This window comes from Pseudoalteromonas sp. 78C3 (assembly GCF_002836695.1).
GTDB lineage: Bacteria > Pseudomonadota > Gammaproteobacteria > Enterobacterales > Alteromonadaceae > Pseudoalteromonas > Pseudoalteromonas arctica.
Genome location: NZ_PJAV01000145.1, coordinates 41,528 through 60,487, shown reverse-complemented (window position 1 = coordinate 60,487; position 18,960 = coordinate 41,528). Strand labels below are relative to the sequence as shown.

20 protein-coding genes, 3 tRNA genes and 1 riboswitch are annotated in these 18,960 nt (G+C 41.3%); of the genes, 15 read left to right on the top strand and 8 right to left on the bottom strand.

Going from position 1 to position 18,960, the window contains the following annotated elements; translation table 11 throughout:
• Positions 1-29 precede the first annotated feature (29 nt).
• Complete coding sequence (locus tag CXF76_RS10790) at positions 30-320, bottom strand: hypothetical protein (protein ID WP_007585044.1); 291 nt, start codon at positions 318-320, stop codon at positions 30-32.
• A gap of 71 nt (positions 321-391) precedes the next feature.
• Between CXF76_RS10790 and CXF76_RS10785 the strand changes: the two genes are divergently transcribed.
• Complete coding sequence (locus tag CXF76_RS10785) at positions 392-601, top strand: hypothetical protein (RefSeq protein ID WP_002960797.1); 210 nt, start codon at positions 392-394, stop codon at positions 599-601.
• 8 nt (positions 602-609) lie between these two features.
• On the opposite strand, the gene epmB is transcribed toward CXF76_RS10785, so the two are convergent.
• Positions 610-1,623 (bottom strand): EF-P beta-lysylation protein EpmB, encoded by a 1,014-nt coding sequence (gene epmB, locus CXF76_RS10780; protein ID WP_024589784.1) that lies wholly within the window; start codon positions 1,621-1,623, stop codon positions 610-612.
• 41 nt (positions 1,624-1,664) lie between these two features.
• On the opposite strand from epmB, the gene efp reads away from it, so the two are divergent.
• Together efp and epmA are read left to right on the top strand one after the other, a co-directional pair.
• Positions 1,665-2,231, top strand: a complete 567-nt coding sequence (gene efp / locus CXF76_RS10775; protein WP_010555265.1) for an elongation factor P — start codon at positions 1,665-1,667, stop codon at positions 2,229-2,231.
• 56 nt (positions 2,232-2,287) lie between these two features.
• Positions 2,288-3,262, top strand: a complete 975-nt coding sequence (epmA, locus tag CXF76_RS10770) for an elongation factor P--(R)-beta-lysine ligase (protein ID WP_101163639.1) — start codon at positions 2,288-2,290, stop codon at positions 3,260-3,262.
• Positions 3,263-3,751: 489 nt separating this feature from the next.
• Here epmA and CXF76_RS10765 read toward each other — a convergent pair whose 3' ends face one another.
• Positions 3,752-5,869 (bottom strand): TonB-dependent receptor, encoded by a 2,118-nt coding sequence (locus tag CXF76_RS10765; protein WP_180961370.1) that lies wholly within the window; start codon positions 5,867-5,869, stop codon positions 3,752-3,754.
• 84 nt (positions 5,870-5,953) lie between these two features.
• Between CXF76_RS10765 and CXF76_RS10760 the strand changes: the two genes are divergently transcribed.
• The 8 genes from CXF76_RS10760 (at position 5,954) to CXF76_RS10725 (ending at position 13,653) form a co-directional block, all read left to right on the top strand.
• A complete protein-coding gene (locus CXF76_RS10760; RefSeq protein WP_101163638.1) occupies positions 5,954-6,352 on the top strand; it encodes an acyl-CoA thioesterase in 399 nt (132 codons plus the stop codon).
• Positions 6,353-6,478: 126 nt separating this feature from the next.
• A complete protein-coding gene (locus tag CXF76_RS10755) occupies positions 6,479-6,877 on the top strand; it encodes an META domain-containing protein (RefSeq protein WP_306344991.1) in 399 nt (132 codons plus the stop codon).
• A 107-nt stretch (positions 6,878-6,984) separates the two neighbouring features.
• A riboswitch (TPP riboswitch) is annotated at positions 6,985-7,099 on the top strand.
• 143 nt (positions 7,100-7,242) lie between these two features.
• Positions 7,243-9,195 carry a phosphomethylpyrimidine synthase ThiC gene (gene thiC / locus CXF76_RS10750; RefSeq protein ID WP_101163637.1) on the top strand — a complete coding sequence of 651 codons (1,953 nt, stop codon included), beginning with the start codon at positions 7,243-7,245 and terminating at the stop codon, positions 9,193-9,195.
• Between the two features lie 117 nt (positions 9,196-9,312).
• The gene (locus CXF76_RS10745) at positions 9,313-10,323 is read left to right on the top strand and encodes an FAD-dependent oxidoreductase (RefSeq protein ID WP_024589779.1); all 1,011 of its coding nucleotides are present in this window, start codon (positions 9,313-9,315) and stop codon (positions 10,321-10,323) included.
• A gap of 7 nt (positions 10,324-10,330) precedes the next feature.
• The gene (gene thiS, locus CXF76_RS10740; protein ID WP_002960781.1) at positions 10,331-10,525 is read left to right on the top strand and encodes a sulfur carrier protein ThiS; all 195 of its coding nucleotides are present in this window, start codon (positions 10,331-10,333) and stop codon (positions 10,523-10,525) included.
• Positions 10,526-10,530: 5 nt separating this feature from the next.
• Positions 10,531-11,322 (top strand): thiazole synthase, encoded by a 792-nt coding sequence (locus tag CXF76_RS10735; protein WP_101163636.1) that lies wholly within the window; start codon positions 10,531-10,533, stop codon positions 11,320-11,322.
• Positions 11,323-11,332: 10 nt separating this feature from the next.
• On the top strand, positions 11,333-12,868 hold the full coding sequence (thiE, locus tag CXF76_RS10730; protein WP_101163635.1) for a thiamine phosphate synthase: 1,536 nt from the start codon (positions 11,333-11,335) through the stop codon (positions 12,866-12,868).
• A 35-nt stretch (positions 12,869-12,903) separates the two neighbouring features.
• Positions 12,904-13,653, top strand: a complete 750-nt coding sequence (locus CXF76_RS10725) for a HesA/MoeB/ThiF family protein (protein ID WP_101163634.1) — start codon at positions 12,904-12,906, stop codon at positions 13,651-13,653.
• Positions 13,654-14,039: 386 nt separating this feature from the next.
• Here the strand turns inward: CXF76_RS10725 and asd are convergent, their stop codons facing one another.
• Positions 14,040-14,906: an archaetidylserine decarboxylase gene (gene asd, locus CXF76_RS10715; RefSeq protein WP_024608018.1), complete on the bottom strand. Its 867-nt coding sequence runs from the start codon at positions 14,904-14,906 to the stop codon at positions 14,040-14,042.
• Positions 14,907-14,921: 15 nt separating this feature from the next.
• Positions 14,922-15,980 (bottom strand): small ribosomal subunit biogenesis GTPase RsgA, encoded by a 1,059-nt coding sequence (gene rsgA / locus CXF76_RS10710; RefSeq protein WP_010554253.1) that lies wholly within the window; start codon positions 15,978-15,980, stop codon positions 14,922-14,924.
• A 121-nt stretch (positions 15,981-16,101) separates the two neighbouring features.
• Between rsgA and orn the strand changes: the two genes are divergently transcribed.
• From orn to CXF76_RS10690, 4 genes are all read left to right on the top strand, one after another.
• Entirely contained in the window at positions 16,102-16,647 is a 546-nt protein-coding gene (gene orn / locus CXF76_RS10705) for an oligoribonuclease (protein WP_007585019.1), read from the top strand.
• 261 nt (positions 16,648-16,908) lie between these two features.
• Positions 16,909-16,984 (top strand) — tRNA-Gly (locus CXF76_RS10700).
• Positions 16,985-17,080: 96 nt separating this feature from the next.
• A tRNA-Gly gene (locus CXF76_RS10695) sits at positions 17,081-17,156 on the top strand.
• 43 nt (positions 17,157-17,199) lie between these two features.
• Positions 17,200-17,275: transfer RNA gene (locus CXF76_RS10690), tRNA-Gly, on the top strand.
• 231 nt (positions 17,276-17,506) lie between these two features.
• Here the strand turns inward: CXF76_RS10690 and CXF76_RS10685 are convergent.
• From CXF76_RS10685 to CXF76_RS10675, 3 genes are all read right to left on the bottom strand, one after another.
• On the bottom strand, positions 17,507-17,935 hold the full coding sequence (locus CXF76_RS10685; RefSeq protein WP_024589772.1) for a secondary thiamine-phosphate synthase enzyme YjbQ: 429 nt from the start codon (positions 17,933-17,935) through the stop codon (positions 17,507-17,509).
• Complete coding sequence (locus CXF76_RS10680) at positions 17,932-18,399, bottom strand: chemotaxis protein CheX (protein ID WP_007580265.1); 468 nt, start codon at positions 18,397-18,399, stop codon at positions 17,932-17,934. Before CXF76_RS10680 ends, CXF76_RS10685 begins: the two co-directional genes overlap by 4 nt.
• Positions 18,400-18,474: 75 nt before the next feature.
• Positions 18,475-18,912 carry a transcriptional repressor gene (locus tag CXF76_RS10675; protein WP_007580267.1) on the bottom strand — a complete coding sequence of 146 codons (438 nt, stop codon included), beginning with the start codon at positions 18,910-18,912 and terminating at the stop codon, positions 18,475-18,477.
• Positions 18,913-18,960: the final 48 nt, after the last annotated feature.

Genomic DNA, 18,960 nt, shown 5'->3' with positions numbered 1-18,960 from the left:
CGGCATTTTTATTTTTAAGCTGATTGGTATTACTTAAAGGTAGCTAACAACGTGAGTATTTGTTGTAACTTAATAACGGTTGTTTTCAGTTTTTCTTCTTCAAAACCATCGTTAGATAAGCTTTCAACATCAGCGGCTACGTCGAGTACGTAAGGCTTAAAACGTTTAGCTTCAAAGCTAAAGCCTGAATCGGCAGTAAATAAGGCTTTAAACTTACCGTGACCTTGCTGTTGAAGCTCGTCGAGTTTTTTGTCAGCATCAAGTGCCTGACGATAAACAATTTTTAAGTTGGCATTGAGTTGTTCAATAATAGAATCCATGGTTTTCCTAAAGCTTTGCACTGCATTGCCGACATAATACTTGGATTACATTTAAAAGTCAGGTTTGTTATATGAATATATCAGGCACAAGTTTACCCGCTGTTTCTGGCTCAGGCCAAGGCAGTGAGCTTTACAGCGCTGCTTTATCTAAAAAGCAGCAGTTAGCAGATGGCGCGGCGGCTCTTGCACTTATTGAAGGTGCTGCACAATCGTCAAGTGCGCAAACACCGGCTAAATCGGTAACAGCATCATTGGGTAACAACGTAAATATATACGTTTAAATGCTGTTTTAAATTAGCTTAAGATCGATAGGTGTTTTGCTTTTTTGACCACCGATCTCTCTTACTAATTTAGGCACTAAAAATCCAGGCAGAGCTTTTAATAGCTCTGCCATTATTTCAATTGCTTGCGCTTCATTAATATCAAAGTGGCTCGCCCCTTCAACTTTATCTAGCAAATACAAATAATACGGCAATACGTCTGCGTCAAATAACGCTTCGCTTAAATTTATTTGCGCATCAACCGTATCGTTCACATCTTTTAAAATTACAGCTTGGTTTAGAAGCGTTACGTTTGCTTGTTTAAGCTTTTGCATGGCAGCTTTAAAATCAGCATCTATTTCGTTGGCGTGGTTTATGTGATTAATAAAAATAATTTTTAATGGCGACTTTGCTAATCTCTCACATAACTCATCGGTAACTCGCGCAGGTATAACTACTGGCAAACGGCTATGAATTCGCATTCGTTTAATTTGTGGTAATTGCTCAAGCTCATCTAAAAACCAGCTTATTGCGTCGTCTTTGGCCATAAGTGGATCGCCACCACTTAAAATCACTTCGTTTATATTGCAATCTGATTTTATATAGCTCAGTGTTTCTAGCAGGCTTTTTTTATTGAGCTGATTTTCTTGATACGGAAAATGCCTTCTAAAGCAGTAACGACAATTGACAGCACAGCCGGTTTTAAACATCACCAAAACACGTGATTTATACTTATGTAAAAGGCCTGGTTGGTCGTTATCTTGCTCAAGTAGGGGATCTTTATTAAAACCCGATTTAGTCAAAAATTCTTGATGGCGTGGCATAACTTGTAGCAAAAGAGGATCGTTTGGATCGCCTTTGCGTATTTTTTTTATAAAAGGGATAGGCACGCGTACCGGAAATAAACTACGGGCTTTTAGGTCGTTTTCATGGACTTGGCTCGATAAACCGACCATTTCAAGCAAGGTTTTTGGGCAGGTAACTACATTTGCTAATTCTTTTTGCCAGTTTTTATGCAAATTTGCTTCATTTCTTTGTATCATTGGCATGTAGATTACTCGAAAAAATATAAATAGAGGAAACGATGGCGAATTATAGCACCAACGAGTTCAAGGGCGGCCTAAAAATTATGATGGACGGCGAGCCTTGCAGTATCTTAGAAAATGAAATGGTAAAACCTGGTAAAGGCCAGGCGTTTAACCGTGTTCGTATCCGTAAACTTATCTCTGGTAAGGTGCTTGAAAAAACCTTTAAATCGGGTGAATCAGTTGAAGGTGCTGATGTAATGGATACTGATTTAGCGTATCTATACACAGACGGCGAATTTTGGCATTTCATGAACAACGAAACATTTGAGCAAATTGCTGCTGACGAAAAAGCATTAGGCGATTCAGTAAAATGGTTAGTTGAAAATGATTTATGCACAATTACATTATGGAACGGCAGCCCTATTGCTGTTACACCACCTAACTTTGTTGAGCTTGAGATCACTGAAACAGATCCTGGCCTTAAAGGCGATACAGCGGGTACTGGTGGTAAACCAGCAACGCTTAGCACAGGCGCTGTGGTACGAGTTCCATTATTCGTACAAATTGGCGAAGTAATTAAAGTAGACACTCGTAACGGTGAATACGTAAGCCGTGTTAAGTAAGCTTTAACATTGTTTATAAAATCCCAGCTTACGCTGGGATTTTTTTTGGAGAAAATATGTCAGCAGATCTTTGGGCCCCAAGCGCAAGCATTGAAACACTAAAACAACGCGCATCGATATTACGTAGCATCCGTGAATTTTTTTATGTACGTGATGTTTTAGAAGTAGAAACGCCAAGCTTAAGTGCTGCCAGTGTAACCGATGTGCACTTAGCTAGTTTTAATACCAAATTTGTAGGTCCAGGGCATGCTGGTGGGCTTCCTCTGTTTTTACAAACATCTCCAGAGTTTGCCATGAAACGCTTGTTAGCAGCAGGCTCAGGCGCTATTTTTCAGCTTTGTAAAGCATTTAGAAATGAAGAAGCCGGTAGCCATCACAATCCTGAATTTACAATGCTGGAATGGTATCGCCCAGGCTTTGATGAATTTGCTTTAATGGATGAAATGGATGAGCTAATGCAGCTTGTTTTAGGTGTCGCGCCTGCAACTAGACTTACCTATCAGCAAGCGTTTGAAAAAGCACTCGGGCTTGACCCGTTAACCGCAAATATAGAGCAATTAAAGCAGCTTGCTTGTGAGCAGGGGTTTGCTGATATAGCCCAAAATGAAACGCATAAAGATACCTTACTGCAATTATTATTTTGTATGAAAGTGGAGCCAACAATAGGACAAGAAAAACCGTGTTTTGTTTATCATTTTCCAGCTTCTCAAGCGGCACTTGCACAAATTTGTGAACATGATGCACGCGTAGCAGGGCGCTTTGAGCTTTATTACAAAAATATGGAATTGGCTAACGGCTTTAACGAACTAACAAATGCCAGTGAGCAAGCTAAACGTTTTAATGAAGATAACACATACCGCGCTAACAACGGTTTAAAGCAAGTGCCAATGGATACGCGCTTGATTGCAGCATTGGAGCATGGATTACCACAGTGCGCAGGGGTGGCTTTGGGGATTGATAGGTTGGTAATGCTCGCAACAAATAAAGAGAAAATTAAAGACGTAATAGCTTTTGATGTTCAAAGAGCGTGATGCTTAGCCTGTCGGCGTAGGTGGAATATTTGTAGGTGCGAATTTATTTCGCGCTCATGTAATTTAACTTTATAAAAAAGCGAGGTATAAAACCTCACCTACAAATAAAGTGTAAACGCGAACCGTAGGTGCGAATTTATTTCGCGCTCGTGTAATTTAACTTTATAAAAAAGCGAGGTATAAAACCTCACCTACAATAAACATCAAACCCAACAACATACGCTAAACCTGTAGGTGCGAATTTATTTCGCGCTCGTGTAATTTAACTTTATAAATAAGCGAGGTATAAAACCTCACCTACAATAAACATCAAACCCAACAATATACGCTAAATCTGTAGGTGCGAATTTATTTCGCGCTCATGTAATTTAACTTTATAAAAAGCGAGGTATAAAACCTCACCTACAAATAAAAACACCGCGTTTAAATTAAACGCGGTGTTTTTATTTGCTTGCAGAAAGCTTTCATTTGAAAGCCAACGGCTGTGCCTTAAAGATTAAGCGTAAACGTAACACCTGCTACACGAGGCTCACCTAATTGTGTATAGGTATGCGTTGCGTAACCATCTTGTGGGTCATTACCAAACTCAAAACCACGTGTAGGGACTGTTTCGTCAAACACGTTACGAGCCCATGCGCGAACTGCCCACATGTCTGCTTCGTAGCCAAAGCTTAAGTTAACTAAGTTGCTGCTTGGTGCCTGTGAGTTATGACTATCTGAGAAGTAGTAGTCGTCCTTACCTTCAACACCAATCATACCGTAAAGCTCACTTGTAAAGTTATAGCGAGCAGTAAACGCATACTGGTATTTAGGTGACTGTGCTTGCTCACGACCGTCTTGGTTTAAGCCAGACTGCGTTACAAAGTCATCTATTTCAGTGTTTAAGTAACCAGCACTACCCGTTAAAAATAGATTATCAGTTAGTTGGTAACTACCTTCAACTTCTAATCCGTAGTTGCTACCAGAACTTGCGTTATCAACATAACCGGTAAATTGCTGACCTTCTACTTGCCATGCTTTTAACTGAATATCGTCGCGGTGCATGTAAAATGCAGCTAAGCGAAGCGTAAATTTGTCATCAAGCGATGAGCCTTTAACACCAAATTCGCCACTCCATAAATATTCAGGGTCGAAACTGGTGTGTTGCTGGAAAAAATCAGCGCTTAGGTTTAAGCCTTCATCTTTGGCTTTAGCAAGCGCTTCTGAGTTAATACCGCCAGCTTTGTAGCCACGCGTAATGCTGGTGTAGATCATAGTGCGATCAATCACTTGATATTCAAGTGCTATTTTACCGCCAACCATTACGTCGTCGGTGTCTTGTATAAAGCCATTGCTATCGGTGTAGTCGCCTTGGTATTGCTCTACACGTAAACCTGTAATTAATGTTGTTTTAGGGCCAATTGGAGTCGCTACTTGACCATATACTGCAACGTTACTCGTTTCGTAAGTTGAAGAAAACGGGCTTGCTAACCATGTGTATTGGCGCTCTAAATCAACGTCACGGTTTTGGTAATAAATACCCGCAACCCAGTTACCCGTTTTAGAATTAAACTGTAAATCTACAGACTGATCGTCGCGATCGCGGCTGTATAAATCAGTTGAGCTGTATCCATCTGGATGTAAGCCAGCAGCACATAACTTTGGCTCACTTGTATCGTTACATACCCAGTCTTCGTCAAAGCTGTAAAGTAATTCGGTATCAATAGCCGATAGGTTTAGATTTACATCAAAAGCGTCAAAACCCGTGTAAGTATTCTTGACACCTATAGCGTAGCTTTCTTGATTATCTTGGCCTGGTTCATCGGCAACACTATTACGGCTGTTATCAAGCGTAAACGCATCGTAACCATTGTTTATGTCAATATAGTGAAGGTTTAACTCAGTATTTAAATGCTTTGTAAGCTGACTGTTTATTTTAAAGCGGGCTACTTGTTCGTCTTGATTTTGTGTTTCGTCATTTAAGTACAAGTTATCTACGTAACCGTCTGACTTTCTGCGAAAGTAGCTAACGCGTGCGCTAGTGTCATCTGTTAAGCCTGTGCTTGCTGCAATGCCTGCTTCGCGGGTGTTGTATGTGCCGGCACCTACTTGTAATTTTAAACTTGGATCGCTCGTGGCTTTAGCTGAACCCATTTGGATCATACCGGCCATACCGTCTGCGCCAAAGCGTGTACCTTGTGGACCACGGTAAATTTCTACTTGGTCTATATCAAATAATAATGAGCTGCCACCAAGGCCAGAATAGTTAATACCATCAATTACTAAGCCTACAGATGGATTAATAGGATCTACAAATTGTGAACGAAGTCCCACGCCACGAATTTGAATATAACGACCGCGCGACGCACCAGATGCAAAATTTACATTGGCGGTACTGCCTAACATTTCGTCTAAGTAACTTGCACCACGTTGATTAATTTCATCTTCGCTGAATAAGCTCGCACTCGCGCTTAAAGTTTGAATGCTTTCGCGCTGAAAATCGCCGGTTACAACAATTCTTTCTAGGTCGCTATCATCAGCGTTAGCTGCAATTGGTGCACCAAGCAGCGGTAAAAGTGCGGCAGTAATTAAAGACAAACGTAAGTTCATTGGGTTACTTAACTCCATTTTAGGGACTCGTATGGTAGCAATTATTTAAACACATGTGCTATAAACGCGGCAATTATACGTTAAATAATCAGGATTACTAATATGACCTTTAAAGTTGACTTCAAAGTACGTGATTACGAATGTGACTTACAAGGTATCGTAAATAACAGTGTTTATTTTAATTATTTAGAGCATGCTCGCCATGAATTCTTGTACGCACACGGTATTGATTTTGCTCAATTAGCGAAAGATAAAATTAACCTAGTCGTGATGCGCAGCGAAATGGACTATAAACATTCACTATTACCAGGTGATGAATTTTATGTGGCTGTGGAGCCGCAGCGTATTAGTCGTTTAAAATTTGCGTTTAAGCAAACGGTTATACGTAAAAGCGATGAAAAAGTAATGCTCAATGCACTGGTTATAGGAACGTCTGTTAATGAAAAAGGTAGACCGTTTTTACCAGAGCAAATAGATAACGTATTTAAAACTGCAACTTAGTACTTAATCGCATAACTTTTGAACTATCATAGAACAAAAATTTACATTTAAAACATGCATTTTTAACGGATAAAGGGCATAAATATTGTTACAATTACATTAATTAGACAATTAGTTAGTAGTAGCATGAAATTAGCAGCAATACCGATGCTTATAGTCGGTTTATGTGTTGGTTGCGCATCAACAGGGACGGTTACCAGTGAGCAGCTTAAATACACCCAATGGCAATTATCACGTGTTGATGGTTTAGCAATTCCACCTTCGTTTAATGCATCAATGAGCTTTATTGAAGCACTGCAAGTAAACGGTTTTGCTGGCTGTAACAAATTTTTTGGTGAAGGCTCGCTTGAAGAAAGTAACCTTACCGTAAGTAAATTAGGAATGACGCGCAAGTCGTGCGGCGAAGACCTTGATGAGTTTGAGCAGCAGTTATTACAAGCCTTAAAGCAAGGTGCCGAGCTTAAAATGCAAGGCCAGCAATTAGTCATGCAAGGCGAGCAAACATTTGTGTTTATCCCTAAATAATTTTAAGTTTTTGAAAAACAGCCCCTTGCGGGCAGTTTTTAACTGACGTACACTCAGCGCAGATTTGTTGGGTAACACCTTCAAATTAACGAACAGAATTTATATATCAATACTTGTCGGAGTGCCAAAGCTAAGTAATTAGTTTTTGGCTGAGATCGCGAAAGCGGGATCCGTGAACCTGATCAGGTTAATACCTGCGTAGGGAACAAGCTGCCTAAAATGGGACGCTTGTGCGTCTTTTTTTATGCGCACAATAAAGTGATTTTGTTTATTTTAGGCTGCAAAGTAGTATGTACGCTACTTTACGATCTTTCTCTATTCCTCGGAATATCTGACAAGACAACCCTTAAGCAATGAGGCAAGTCATGTCAAATACTACAAATAAAGCGTCACGCCGAGAAACTCGTGCTGCCGCGTCTGAATATATTTATAACTTAACGGGTCAACCGTTTCCAAATTCTCATAAAGTATACGTTGAAGGCACTCAACCTGGTGTGCGTGTTGGTATGCGTGAAATTACGTTAAGTGATACGTTTATTGGTGGCACAGATGAAAACCCTGTTTATGAGTCAAATGATCCGCTACGTGTTTACGATACGTCGGGCCCGTATACCGATCCTAATTTTGAACTAGATGTACGCAAAGGCTTACCAAAATTTCGTGAACAATGGATTGAAAGCCGTGGTGACACCGAAGTTCTTGAATCTGTTACGTCGCAGTTCTCGCAGCAACGCATGGCAGATGAAGGGCTGGATCATATTCGCTTTGATCACCTTCCAAAAATTCGCCGTGGTATCGCGGGCAAAAACGTAACGCAAATGCACTACGCACGCCAAGGGATTATTACTCCTGAAATGGAATACGTAGCCGTTCGCGAAAATATGGGGCGTGCAGAAATTCGTAAAGAATTACTAGCCGCGCAGCATAAAGGCGAGTCGTTTGGTGCGAGTATTCCTGAATTTATCACTCCAGGATTTGTACGCGACGAAATAGCCCGTGGACGCGCTATTTTACCAAATAATATAAACCATCCAGAAACAGAGCCTATGATTGTAGGTCGTAACTTTTTAGTAAAAGTTAATGCCAATATTGGTAACTCATCGGTCAGCTCATCTATTGAAGAAGAAGTAGAAAAAATGGTGTGGTCTACCCGCTGGGGTGCAGACACCGTGATGGACTTATCAACGGGCCGTTACATTCACGAAACGCGCGAATGGGTTGTACGTAACTCGCCTGTACCTATTGGCACAGTACCGATTTATCAAGCGCTTGAAAAAGTAAATGGTGTGGCTGAAGATTTAACGTGGGAAATTTTCCGCGATACGCTTATTGAACAAGCCGAGCAGGGTGTTGATTACTTTACTATTCATGCTGGTGTACTGCTTCGTTACGTACCAATGACCGCTAAACGTGTAACCGGTATTGTGTCGCGTGGTGGCTCAATTATGGCTAAATGGTGTTTAGCGCATCATAAAGAAAACTTTTTATACACACACTTTGAAGACATTTGTGAAATTTTAAAACAATACGATGTGTGTTTTTCACTCGGTGATGGACTTCGCCCGGGTTCGATTGCTGATGCCAACGATGAAGCACAGTTTAGTGAGCTGCGCACATTAGGTGAACTGACTAAAATTGCGTGGAAGCACGACGTGCAGGTATTTATTGAAGGTCCAGGACATGTGCCAATGCACATGATTAAAGCCAATATGGACGAGCAATTAAAACACTGCGACGAAGCGCCATTTTATACATTAGGTCCGCTAACGACCGATATTGCACCAGGGTACGACCATATTACTTCTGGTATTGGGGCGGCTCAAATAGCATGGTACGGCTGTGCAATGCTTTGCTATGTAACACCTAAAGAGCATTTAGGTCTGCCAAATAAAGAAGATGTTAAAGAAGGCTTAATTACCTACAAAATTGCAGCGCATGCCGCCGATTTAGCAAAAGGGCATCCTGGCGCGCAAGAGCGCGATAACGCCTTATCAAAAGCACGCTTTGAGTTTAGATGGCATGACCAATTTAATATTGGTTTAGATCCAGACCGAGCTCGCGAGTATCACGACGAAACCCTGCCGCAAGAATCAGGCAAAGTGGCTCACTTTTGCTCTATGTGTGGTCCTAAATTTTGCTCTATGAAAATTAGCCAAGAAGTACGCGATTACGCTAAAGATTTAGAAACACGTGGTATTGATCCTAATAATGCTGGCGACGCTATTGAAATAAAAATGGTTGATGTAGAAGCCGAAATGAAAGCTAAGTCAGCTGAGTTTAAGCAAACAGGCTCAGAGATTTACCATAAAGCGGTATAAAGTAATTATCGCTAGAAGTTAGATGCAGACGTAGGTGAGGTTTTATACCTCGCTTCTTTAAAAGTTGAAGAAGTGCGAAGTAAATTCGCACCTACTAATAACTGCTTTGGAGGTTTTATGTTTTATAACATTGCTGTGGTGGGTTTTGGTTTAGCAGGGCGCTTAGCTGCCCTTGAGCTAAGTAAGTTGCACCATGTTACTGTGTTTGAAGCCGACGACGAACATACTCAAAATAGCGCCGGTAAAGTCGCTGCAGCAATGCTTGCCCCGCTTGCTGAGTCGGTGTTATGTGAGGCTGATTTAGCTTTAATGGGTCTTGATTCAATGAAGCGCTGGCCCAGCATTATTGCAGAACTTGAAAGTGAGGTTTTTTTTCAGCAGCAAGGCACTTTGGTCATTGCGCATCAGCAGGACAAAGGCGATTTACAAAGCTTTGCACAGCGTATAAAACCGCTAGCTGATCACACTGCCGAGCATATAAATGCCCAACAAATTACAATGCTTGAACCTGAACTTGCTGGGCGTTTTAACCAAGGCTTATTTTTACCTTGTGAAGGGCAAATAGATAACCAAGCATTTTATAAAGCCAGCTTTGCACAGCTCAACAAACGCAAAGTAAAATTTGTATTTAATCAGCGCGTAACCATTAGCGACAATAAAATAAACAATCGACCATTCGATTACATTATTGATTGCCGTGGGCTTGGTGCTAAAAATACTCAAGATGATAAACCGCTTAGAGGTGTGCGCGGCGAAGTAGCAAGGTTATACGCACCAGAGGTAAGTTTAATCAGGCCCGTGCGCTTAATGCACCCGCGTTATCCAATTTATATAGCGCCTAAACCTAACAGTGAATATGTAATTGGTGCGACCGAAATAGAGTCACAAGACAATGGTGCCGCAACAGTGCGCTCAACTCTTGAGTTACTTTCAGCGGCTTATACCGTACACAGCGGGTTTGCCGAAGCACGACTACTTAGTATTCAAACCGGATTACGCCCCGCATTTAGCGATAACCGCCCAGAAGTATCACAAGTTGGTAATGTAATTAGCATTAACGGTTTGTATCGACATGGTTATATGTTGGCGCCGGCATTAGTGGCGCAAGCAGTTTCACGAATAGAGTGAGAGTAGAATGAATATTACAATTAATGGCGAGCTACTTAATGTTAATAGCAAAGCACTCGTTGAGGTACTTCAAAGTTTTGGTGCAGTCGCGCCTTTTGCTGTGGCTGTTAATGGCGAATTTATTCCACAAAGTCGGCACAGTAACTATGTACTTAATGAAGGCGACAGTGTTGAGTTGCTGTCACCCATTCAAGGTGGATAAAGCTCATGCAAACTAAAGACTGTTTAACTATTTATGGAGAGCAAATAAATAGCCGCTTATTAATCGGCTCTGCGCTTTATCCGTCGCCCGACATTATGACCCAATCGATAGTCGCCTCTGGGGCTGAAATTGTAACCGTGTCGCTTAGGCGCCAACAAAGTGCAGCAGCCGGTGATGACTTTTGGCAGTTAATAAAAAATACAGGCTTAAAAATACTCCCTAATACCGCAGGGTGCCACAGTGTTAAAGAAGCGATAACGCTTGCAAAAATGTGCCGAGAGGTATTTGCCACCGACTGGATTAAGCTAGAGCTGATTGGCGATGATTACAATTTACAGCCAGACCCTTTTGCGCTACTTGAAGCCACAAAAATATTAATTAATGATGGCTTTAAAGTATTGCCTTATTGCACCGATGACTTAGTACTTTGCCAGCGCTTAAATGAGCTAGGGTGTGAGGTGCTTATGCCATGGGGGGCACCAATAGGCACCGGTAAGGGATTGTTAAATAGCTATAATTTAAAAACTATTCGAGAGCGCTTACCCGATACCACATTAATAGTAGATGCCGGTTTAGGTTTGCCATCGCATGCCTGCCAAGCACTCGAAATGGGGTATGATGCGGTATTATTAAATTCAGCCATTGCAGGGGCGGGTTGCCCAATTACTATGAGCCGCGCATTTAAAGCCGCAGTTGAAGCGGGGCGCTTTGCATACAAAGCAAAAGCGATGCCGGAAAAAGACGTTGCAGCCCCATCAACCCCAACAATGGGTATGCCATTTTGGCATCAGCAGTGAAGGAAAGAATATGAATAACGTAGTGTGGACAATTGCCGGCTCTGACTCTGGCGGCGGTGCAGGCATTCAAGCTGATATAAAAGCAATGCAAAGTTTTGGTGTACATGGCTGCACGGCGATTACGGCGCTTACTGCACAAAATAGTTTAGGTGTAGAGGCTATTAATGCAGTGTCTACCGATATTATTGAATCGCAGTTACTTGCACTTGAAAAAGACATGAAAGCCAAAGTGATAAAAATTGGCATGTTAGCCAATGTGCAGCAAATTCAGTTGATCAGCGAACATATAAGTCACTATAAAGCTAAGTGGCCTGTGCCCCCCGTTATTGTATATGACCCTGTCGCTATTGCCTCAAGCGGTGACTTACTAACAGAAGAGGACACCGTCAGCGCAATAAAAGAATGTTTACTGCCGCTGGTGGATGTAATAACCCCAAACACCCACGAAACACAGTTATTAACCGGTGTGTATTTAATTGGCCCGGCTGCAATAAAAGAAGCGGCTAATAAGCTATTAAGCTGGGGTGCAAAAGCCGTTGTTATTAAAGGCGGGCATTGGGATTACCCAAGTGGCTACTGCATTGATTATTGTATTGATAGTAGTACGCAAAATGGTGAAGAATACTGGTTAGGCAATCAAAAAATACAAACACCGCATAACCACGGCACTGGGTGTAGCATGGCTTCGGTAATTGCTGCGTGTTTAGCTAAAGACTACCCATTAAAAGATGCCTTTATTTTAGCTAAGGCATATATAAACCAAGGGCTAAAACAGTCTGTTCGATACGGCGAGGGGATTGGACCGGTTGCTCAGACCTCGTTCCCCACTAATTTAGCTGACTACCCACAAGTTATTGAGCCTGGTAGTTGGCTGGGTGATGAACTAGATTTTGATGTGCCGCTTGATTTTAATATGGCGGCTGACTTTGCACCTTGTGAAAGTAAATCGCTGGGCTTATATGCGGTTGTTGATAGCACCGATTGGTTAGAAAAGTGTCTACAACAAGGCATTAAAACAGCGCAGTTACGCGTTAAAAATAAAACACAAGACGAGCTTGATGGGCTCATTAAGCAAGCTGTTGAGCTGGGCAAGCAATACAACGCACAGGTATTTATAAACGATTACTGGCAGCTGGCTATTAAACATGGTGCGTATGGTGTGCATTTAGGGCAAGAGGATTTAGAGATTGCTAATTTAGCGGCAATTAAAGACGCTGGGTTAAGGCTTGGGCTTTCTACTCATGGTTTTTATGAAATGCTACGTGCGCATAATTATCGCCCTAGTTATATGGCATTTGGTGCTATTTACCCAACCACAACAAAAGATATGACAGGGCAAATACAAGGCCTTGAAAAGCTGATTAAATTTGTACCGCTTATGCAAAGCTATCCAACAGTGGCAATAGGCGGTATTGACTTAAGCCGTGCAAAGCAGGTAGCGAATACCGGCGTAGGCAGTGTTGCCGTAGTGCGTGCGATTACCGAAGCTGATAATTACGTAGAGGCTATAAGCGCTCTGCAAGTAGCCATAAGCAGTGCAAATTAATACTAACAAGGGCAATACTAACAAGGCCGGTAAACGTGAATGAGCTAAGCGATAAAGAAACCCTGCGTTACAGCCGCCATTTATTGCTTAAAGAAGTTGGGCTTGAAGGGCAGTTAACGCTTAAATCCTCAACGGTTGCTGTAGTGGGGGCTGGTGGTTTAGGTAGCCCAGCACTTTTATATTTAGCCGCTGCGGGTGTTGGAACGCTTATTTTAATTGACGATGATGAGGTTGAGCTTTCAAATTTACAGCGCCAAGTGCTTTATAAAATAAATCACTTAGGGCAAAACAAGGTCACTGCAGCGGGTAAAGTATTAGCGAGCCTGAATAATCAAATAGAAATAGTAACGCATTGCCAAAAGTTAGATGAGAATAATGCAGCTAACATACTAAAAGGTGCTGACATTGTACTTGATTGCTCTGATAACTTTAGTACTCGCTATAGCGTTAATCGTTATTGTATTAGCAATAAAACACCGTTAATTTCGGGTGCTGCATTGGCAACCAAAGGGCAGTTAATGGGCTTTAATTTTAGGCAAAGTGATAGCCCGTGCTATGGCTGTGTTTTTCCACAAAGCGAAGCTACACCGGTTATAAATTGCAGTAACGCAGGAGTGATTAGCCCGCTACTTGGTGTAATTGGCTCTATGCAGGCGCAACTTACGCTCAACTTATTATTAGGTCATTTAAGTGGCAGTGTATTTATAACGTTTGATGCGCTTACTTTAAAACAACAGCACTTTAAAGTGATTAAAGATTTAGAGTGTAAAGAGTGTGGAAAATAGGTTTTTGAGGGGCTTGTGCCTGTTATTAAATGTGGCGTTAAAGAATTAAAAGCTGCGCTTTTCGCGTGAGCAAGCTTCACGCCTACAACATATCAAACTTCTGCACCAAGCTTGTTGATGCACAGCTTGCTGGCGTGACGAGCAAAACTCGTAATTTCTATGCCAGGTGTCTTCTCTTTTGCTTCTCTTTGTGCAATAAGATCTTAAGTGATTTATTCACAAAGAGGTTAAGAGGGCGCTTCGCTTTAGAGAAGCCAATAAGTAAGTAAAGTATCAGTTATAAATATTAAAAGCGGCCCTTTTCGCGTAAGCAGGCTTTACGCCTACAAAAATAAAAAACCGCGTTTAAATAACGCGGTTTTTTGATTTCTAATTAACGATTGATTTTAGTCGTTAATTTTTGCAAACGCAGTACCTAAGCGAGTAACCACTTCTGGTAGTTGATCGTCCAGTATTTCAGCTTTATCAGCACCCCATGCTAGTACCACAGTAGAGCCTAATTTAAAGCGACCCATCTCTTCACCCTTTTTAAGCGTGATAGCGTTATCGCCAGTGGTTGGGTATTTCCAACTAAATACATCGCTACCTGCTGGTGGCGTTACAGTACCTGCCCAAATAGTTTCTATGCTGGCTACAATTGTTGCACCAACAAGTACCATAGCAAGCGGACCAATCTCAGTTTCAAAAATTGCTACCACACGTTCGTTACGTGCAAACAAGTTAGGCACGTTTTGCGCTGTAAGTGGATTTACTGAAAATAAATCACCTGGCACATAAATCATTTTGCTTAGTGTGCCATCAACTGGCATATGAATACGGTGGTAATCTTTAGGCGCTAAATAAATAGTGGCAAACTTACCGCCTAAAAAAGGTGTTGTATCATCTTGTGAGCCGCCTAGTAGCGCTTGTAAGCTGTAATCGTGTCCTTTAGCTTGTATTAGCTGTCCGTCAACAATATCGCCTAGCTGGCTGATTGCGCCATCCACTGGATGAATGATGATATTGCTATCTTCTACCATTGGGCGCATGCCGTCTTTTAAAGGGCGAGTAAAAAATTCATTAAAGCTTTTATAATGAGCCGGATCTGGGTATTGGGCTTCGCTCATATCTACTTTATATTGCTTAATAAATAGTTTAATTAAAGTCGTTGTTAAAGCACCCGCTTTTGCAGCAGCTAATTTTCCGACTACGCGTGAAATAAAATGTTTTGGCATTGCGTACTGCATTGCGATTTTAAATTTGTCTAAACTCACAGTATTTTTCCTAAATTATACGCGAGGCGCACGGGCGCCTGCACGGCCATCGGCCATTGTTTCTAAAATTCGGTGGTAGCTGTCAAAGCGCAATTGAGAAATTCTTCCATCGGCTACTGCTTCTTTAACGATGCAACCCGGATCGTTTAAATGTTTACAGTCTCTAAAGCGGCACCCGCCTATAAATTCTCTAAACTCTTTAAAGCACCACGTTACACGCTCAACATCTAAATGCCACAAACCAAACTCACGAATACCTGGCGAGTCGATTAGGTTACCGCCACTTGGTAAATGGTGAAGGCGTGAAACAGTTGTTGTGTGCTGGCCTAAGCCGCTGTTTTCAGATACTTCTTTAGTTAATATTTCAGCGTTAGGCAATACAGTATTAACGAGGGTTGATTTACCCACACCACTTTGGCCAACAAAAATATTATTTTTATCAACAAGTACTTCTTTTAATTTATCGATACCATCGCCTGATATATTACTAACAAGGAGTACTTGGTAATCAAGTTTACGATAGATATCGAGAACTTTTTGTATTTCGTTAAGGCCTGCTTCGTCAATTAAATCGGTTTTATTGAGCACTAAAATTGGCTCAATGCCCATATCTTCACAGGCTATTAAATAACGGTCGATAATACTGGGTGTAAATTCGGGTAATACCGCCGATACCATGAGTATTTGGTCAATGTTGGCTGCAATAACTTTAACACCGTCGTAAAAATCAGGGCGGGTAAGTTGCGAGCGACGCTCTTGCGTGGCTTCAATTACACCGGCTAAATCACCTTCACTTACTTTGGCACGGCGAAATAATACTTCATCACCACATACTAAATTAGACACAGTACGGCGTATATTACAGCGAAGTACATCGCCATTTTCAGTTTCGACATCGGCGTGTTGGCCAAAACGACTGATCACAATTGCGCTCTCGACCTGACCTAAGTTATCGGTTTGCCATTCTTGCGCCCCTTTTTTAGCCGGTCTTGAGTCTGCGCTATTAATGCGCTTTTGGTGATTGGCCTTGATCTGACGCGATTGGCCTTTACTTAATTTTTTTTGTTTTGCCACTGGAGGCCTATAACCTTAGTTAAATGTCGCTTTTCCTAAAAAAAGCTTTAGCTCGACGGTTGATGCTAATATGATATATCGAAATGCGTTGGATCTAAAGGAAAGCACCGCTTAGGTAATTATGACTATTAATAAATCAAATTTAATTTGGCTCGATCTTGAAATGACAGGGCTCGAACCAGAGACCGATAAAATACTCGAAATTGCGACGGTTGTCACTGACGCAGACCTGAATATATTAGCCGAAGGGCCAACTATAGCTATTCATCAAAGTGATGAATTACTAAATGGCATGGACGAGTGGTGTACTACTCAACATGGTAAGTCGGGTTTAACAGCACGCTGCAAAGCAAGTACCTTTGATGAAGCCTATGCTGTAGAGCAAACTTTAGCGTTTTTAAAGCAGTGGGTACCAGCAGGCACTTCGCCAATGTGTGGTAATTCAATTGGTCAAGACCGCCGCTTTATGAATAAATATATGCGCGAGCTTGAAGACTTCTTTCATTACAGAAATCTTGATGTGAGTACTATTAAAGAATTAGCACGTCGCTGGAAACCAGAAGTGCTTGCAAAAGTGAACAAAAAAGGCTCACACCTTGCTTTGGATGACATTAAAGATTCGATTATGGAATTAAAAGTCTATAGAGAAAATTTCTTTAATTTGTAAAAAACACTTGCAAACAGACTGTATTATTGTAGAATCCTGCCCCGCTCAAGACGATAACCCACGCGGGGTTAGTGCGTTTGAGTGATTGAATTACCATCAATAAATGCGGTACTAGCTCAGTTGCTAGAATGTTGAACGCGACCTGTCGCGCACCAACGTAAAATAACTGAAGAAATAAAAAATGCGGTACTAGCTCAGTTGCTAGAATGTTGAACGCGACCTGTCGCGCACCAACGTAAAATAACTGAAGAAATAAAAAATGCGGTACTAGCTCAGTTGGTAGAGCGCGACCTTGCCAAGGTCGAGGTCACGAGTTCGAGCCTCGTGTACCGCTCCAATTTCTAACCAAAAGAAATTGAAGTGAATAAAAGCTAGCTCAGTTGCTAGGATGTTGAACGCAATTTATTGCGCATCAATAAAATAACTGAAAAATGCGGTACTAGCTCAGTTGGTAGAGCGCGACCTTGCCAAGGTCGAGGTCACGAGTTCGAGCCTCGTGTACCGCTCCAATTTCTAACCAAAAGAAATTGTAGTGTTGAATGAAAATATAATGCGGTACTAGCTCAGTTGGTAGAGCGCGACCTTGCCAAGGTCGAGGTCACGAGTTCGAGCCTCGTGTACCGCTCCAATCTTTTTATATCCTTTCAAAATTTTCTGTATTAAAAATCATAAATAAAATTATAATTTAAAATCTCTCTTATCTACTTTATTCTATGTGCAATATTCAGCATTGAAGTTTTGGTTGTTAGAAGCTATCGCTTCGCGCGAGCTCAGCGCCTACAAGAAAGGTGTCGTACTTTGAAGTTATGAGATATGAGTGAGGTAGGAAGAGTTAATACTTTGAAACCGAGAGCTTTTATTAAAATAGCTCCCCTTGAATAGTTGCTATAACTCGTCTAGAGCCACCAGAATCACGATGTTCACCTAAATAAATGCCTTGCCATGTACCTAACGCTAAATAACCATTTGAAATAGGAATACTTAGCTCACAGCCTAACGTACTGGTTTTTATGTGTGCAGGCATGTCGTCGTCACCTTCATAATCGTGGCGATAATAAGGTTGACGCTCAGGAACGAATTTATTGAAATGGCTTTCCATGTCCATACGAACAGTGGGATCTGCATTTTCGTTTATTGTAAGGCTCGCTGAGGTATGCTGAATAAATAAATGTAACAAGCCTATTTTGTAACTCGCCAGTTCAGGAAGTTGAGATAATATTTCGTCATCAATTATATGAAAACCTCGCGGGCGAGGTTTTAATGTAATTTGCTTTTGCTGCCAACTCATAGTTTATCGAAGCTAACTTCAATGTTTGCATTACCAGCATCACAACTAAATGGCATGATGATTTTTTTACCTTGGCTTTTATGAGTAATTGTATGACCTTTACCCGATACCACAATAGGCGTTGCCATATCAAAGTCGAAACCTTTCTCGCCAAGTAAATTTTTAGCACCACCAGTTACCATGTTGGTTATTTCGCCAACCATATCGGTAACTTCTTCATCTATGGTATCAGGGCGTTCGCCAAGCATACGCTCCATGATGGTTAATGCTAATCCTTCATCAAATGTAATTGAAAATGATCCACGCGTTTGCGGGCCAACCATACCAATCAAACCTGATACATCACCACAGGCTATCTCATCAGTTTTAATGCGAGGTTTACCCGGCTTCAATTGAGTTTGAGCCATAGTGCTTAAAACATTAATTAAAGAAGATAAAAAAGGATTGATGAATTCTACATTCATAGTGGCTACTCTTAAATTTGTTCTGTGAAATGACTATATAGTTTGAGTATAGTCACTAAGGATAACTTTGAAGGATTATGATGCTCTGCAAGATTCACATTTACCATGTGCTTCTATTGTTTGCCCTGATACGACAAAGCCACCTTCGGCAGCTAGATTATTAAGCTCATGCGAAATTACACTCGAGTGTAATTCTTTAACAAAGCCACATGTATCGCAAATTAATAATTGTACCGGGTGAATATGATCAAAATGATGGCACAGCATAAATGCATTTGTGCTTTCAATTTTATGAATAAAACCTAGTTCAGCTAAAAAGTCTAATGCACGATAAATAGTTGCAGGTTTAGCACCTGTTTCAGTTACTTTTAATTGCTCAAGCAAATCGTATGCACCAACACCACCTTGTGCACTGGCTAATAGACGAAATACTTTCTCGCGGATAGGCGTAAAACGCGCACCACGGTTGTCACAAACTTGTTTTGCTTTACTTACGAGTGATTCTATATTCATCATTACTCTTATCCTTATGCTACCGTGATATACTAACATACTGTGTTG

Excerpts from the sequence above, each read along its gene's own strand:
- CXF76_RS10685 (WP_024589772.1), bottom strand. The coding sequence starts at position 17,935 with ATGAGTTGGCAGCAAAAGCAAATTACATTAAAACCTCGCCCGCGAGGT.
- efp (WP_010555265.1), top strand. The coding sequence starts at position 1,665 with ATGGCGAATTATAGCACCAACGAGTTCAAGGGCGGCCTAAAAATTATG.
- epmB (WP_024589784.1), bottom strand. The coding sequence starts at position 1,623 with ATGATACAAAGAAATGAAGCAAATTTGCATAAAAACTGGCAAAAAGAA.
- CXF76_RS10680 (WP_007580265.1), bottom strand. The coding sequence starts at position 18,399 with ATGAATGTAGAATTCATCAATCCTTTTTTATCTTCTTTAATTAATGTT.
- CXF76_RS10765 (WP_180961370.1), bottom strand. The coding sequence starts at position 5,869 with ATGGAGTTAAGTAACCCAATGAACTTACGTTTGTCTTTAATTACTGCC.
- CXF76_RS10735 (WP_101163636.1), top strand. The coding sequence starts at position 10,531 with ATGCAAACTAAAGACTGTTTAACTATTTATGGAGAGCAAATAAATAGC.
- epmA (WP_101163639.1), top strand. The coding sequence starts at position 2,288 with ATGTCAGCAGATCTTTGGGCCCCAAGCGCAAGCATTGAAACACTAAAA.
- CXF76_RS10760 (WP_101163638.1), top strand. The coding sequence starts at position 5,954 with ATGACCTTTAAAGTTGACTTCAAAGTACGTGATTACGAATGTGACTTA.
- thiC (WP_101163637.1), top strand. The coding sequence starts at position 7,243 with ATGTCAAATACTACAAATAAAGCGTCACGCCGAGAAACTCGTGCTGCC.
- CXF76_RS10755 (WP_306344991.1), top strand. The coding sequence starts at position 6,479 with ATGAAATTAGCAGCAATACCGATGCTTATAGTCGGTTTATGTGTTGGT.
- CXF76_RS10745 (WP_024589779.1), top strand. The coding sequence starts at position 9,313 with ATGTTTTATAACATTGCTGTGGTGGGTTTTGGTTTAGCAGGGCGCTTA.
- CXF76_RS10675 (WP_007580267.1), bottom strand. The coding sequence starts at position 18,912 with ATGAATATAGAATCACTCGTAAGTAAAGCAAAACAAGTTTGTGACAAC.
- CXF76_RS10790 (WP_007585044.1), bottom strand. The coding sequence starts at position 320 with ATGGATTCTATTATTGAACAACTCAATGCCAACTTAAAAATTGTTTAT.
- thiS (WP_002960781.1), top strand. The coding sequence starts at position 10,331 with ATGAATATTACAATTAATGGCGAGCTACTTAATGTTAATAGCAAAGCA.
- thiE (WP_101163635.1), top strand. The coding sequence starts at position 11,333 with ATGAATAACGTAGTGTGGACAATTGCCGGCTCTGACTCTGGCGGCGGT.
- CXF76_RS10785 (WP_002960797.1), top strand. The coding sequence starts at position 392 with ATGAATATATCAGGCACAAGTTTACCCGCTGTTTCTGGCTCAGGCCAA.
- orn (WP_007585019.1), top strand. The coding sequence starts at position 16,102 with ATGACTATTAATAAATCAAATTTAATTTGGCTCGATCTTGAAATGACA.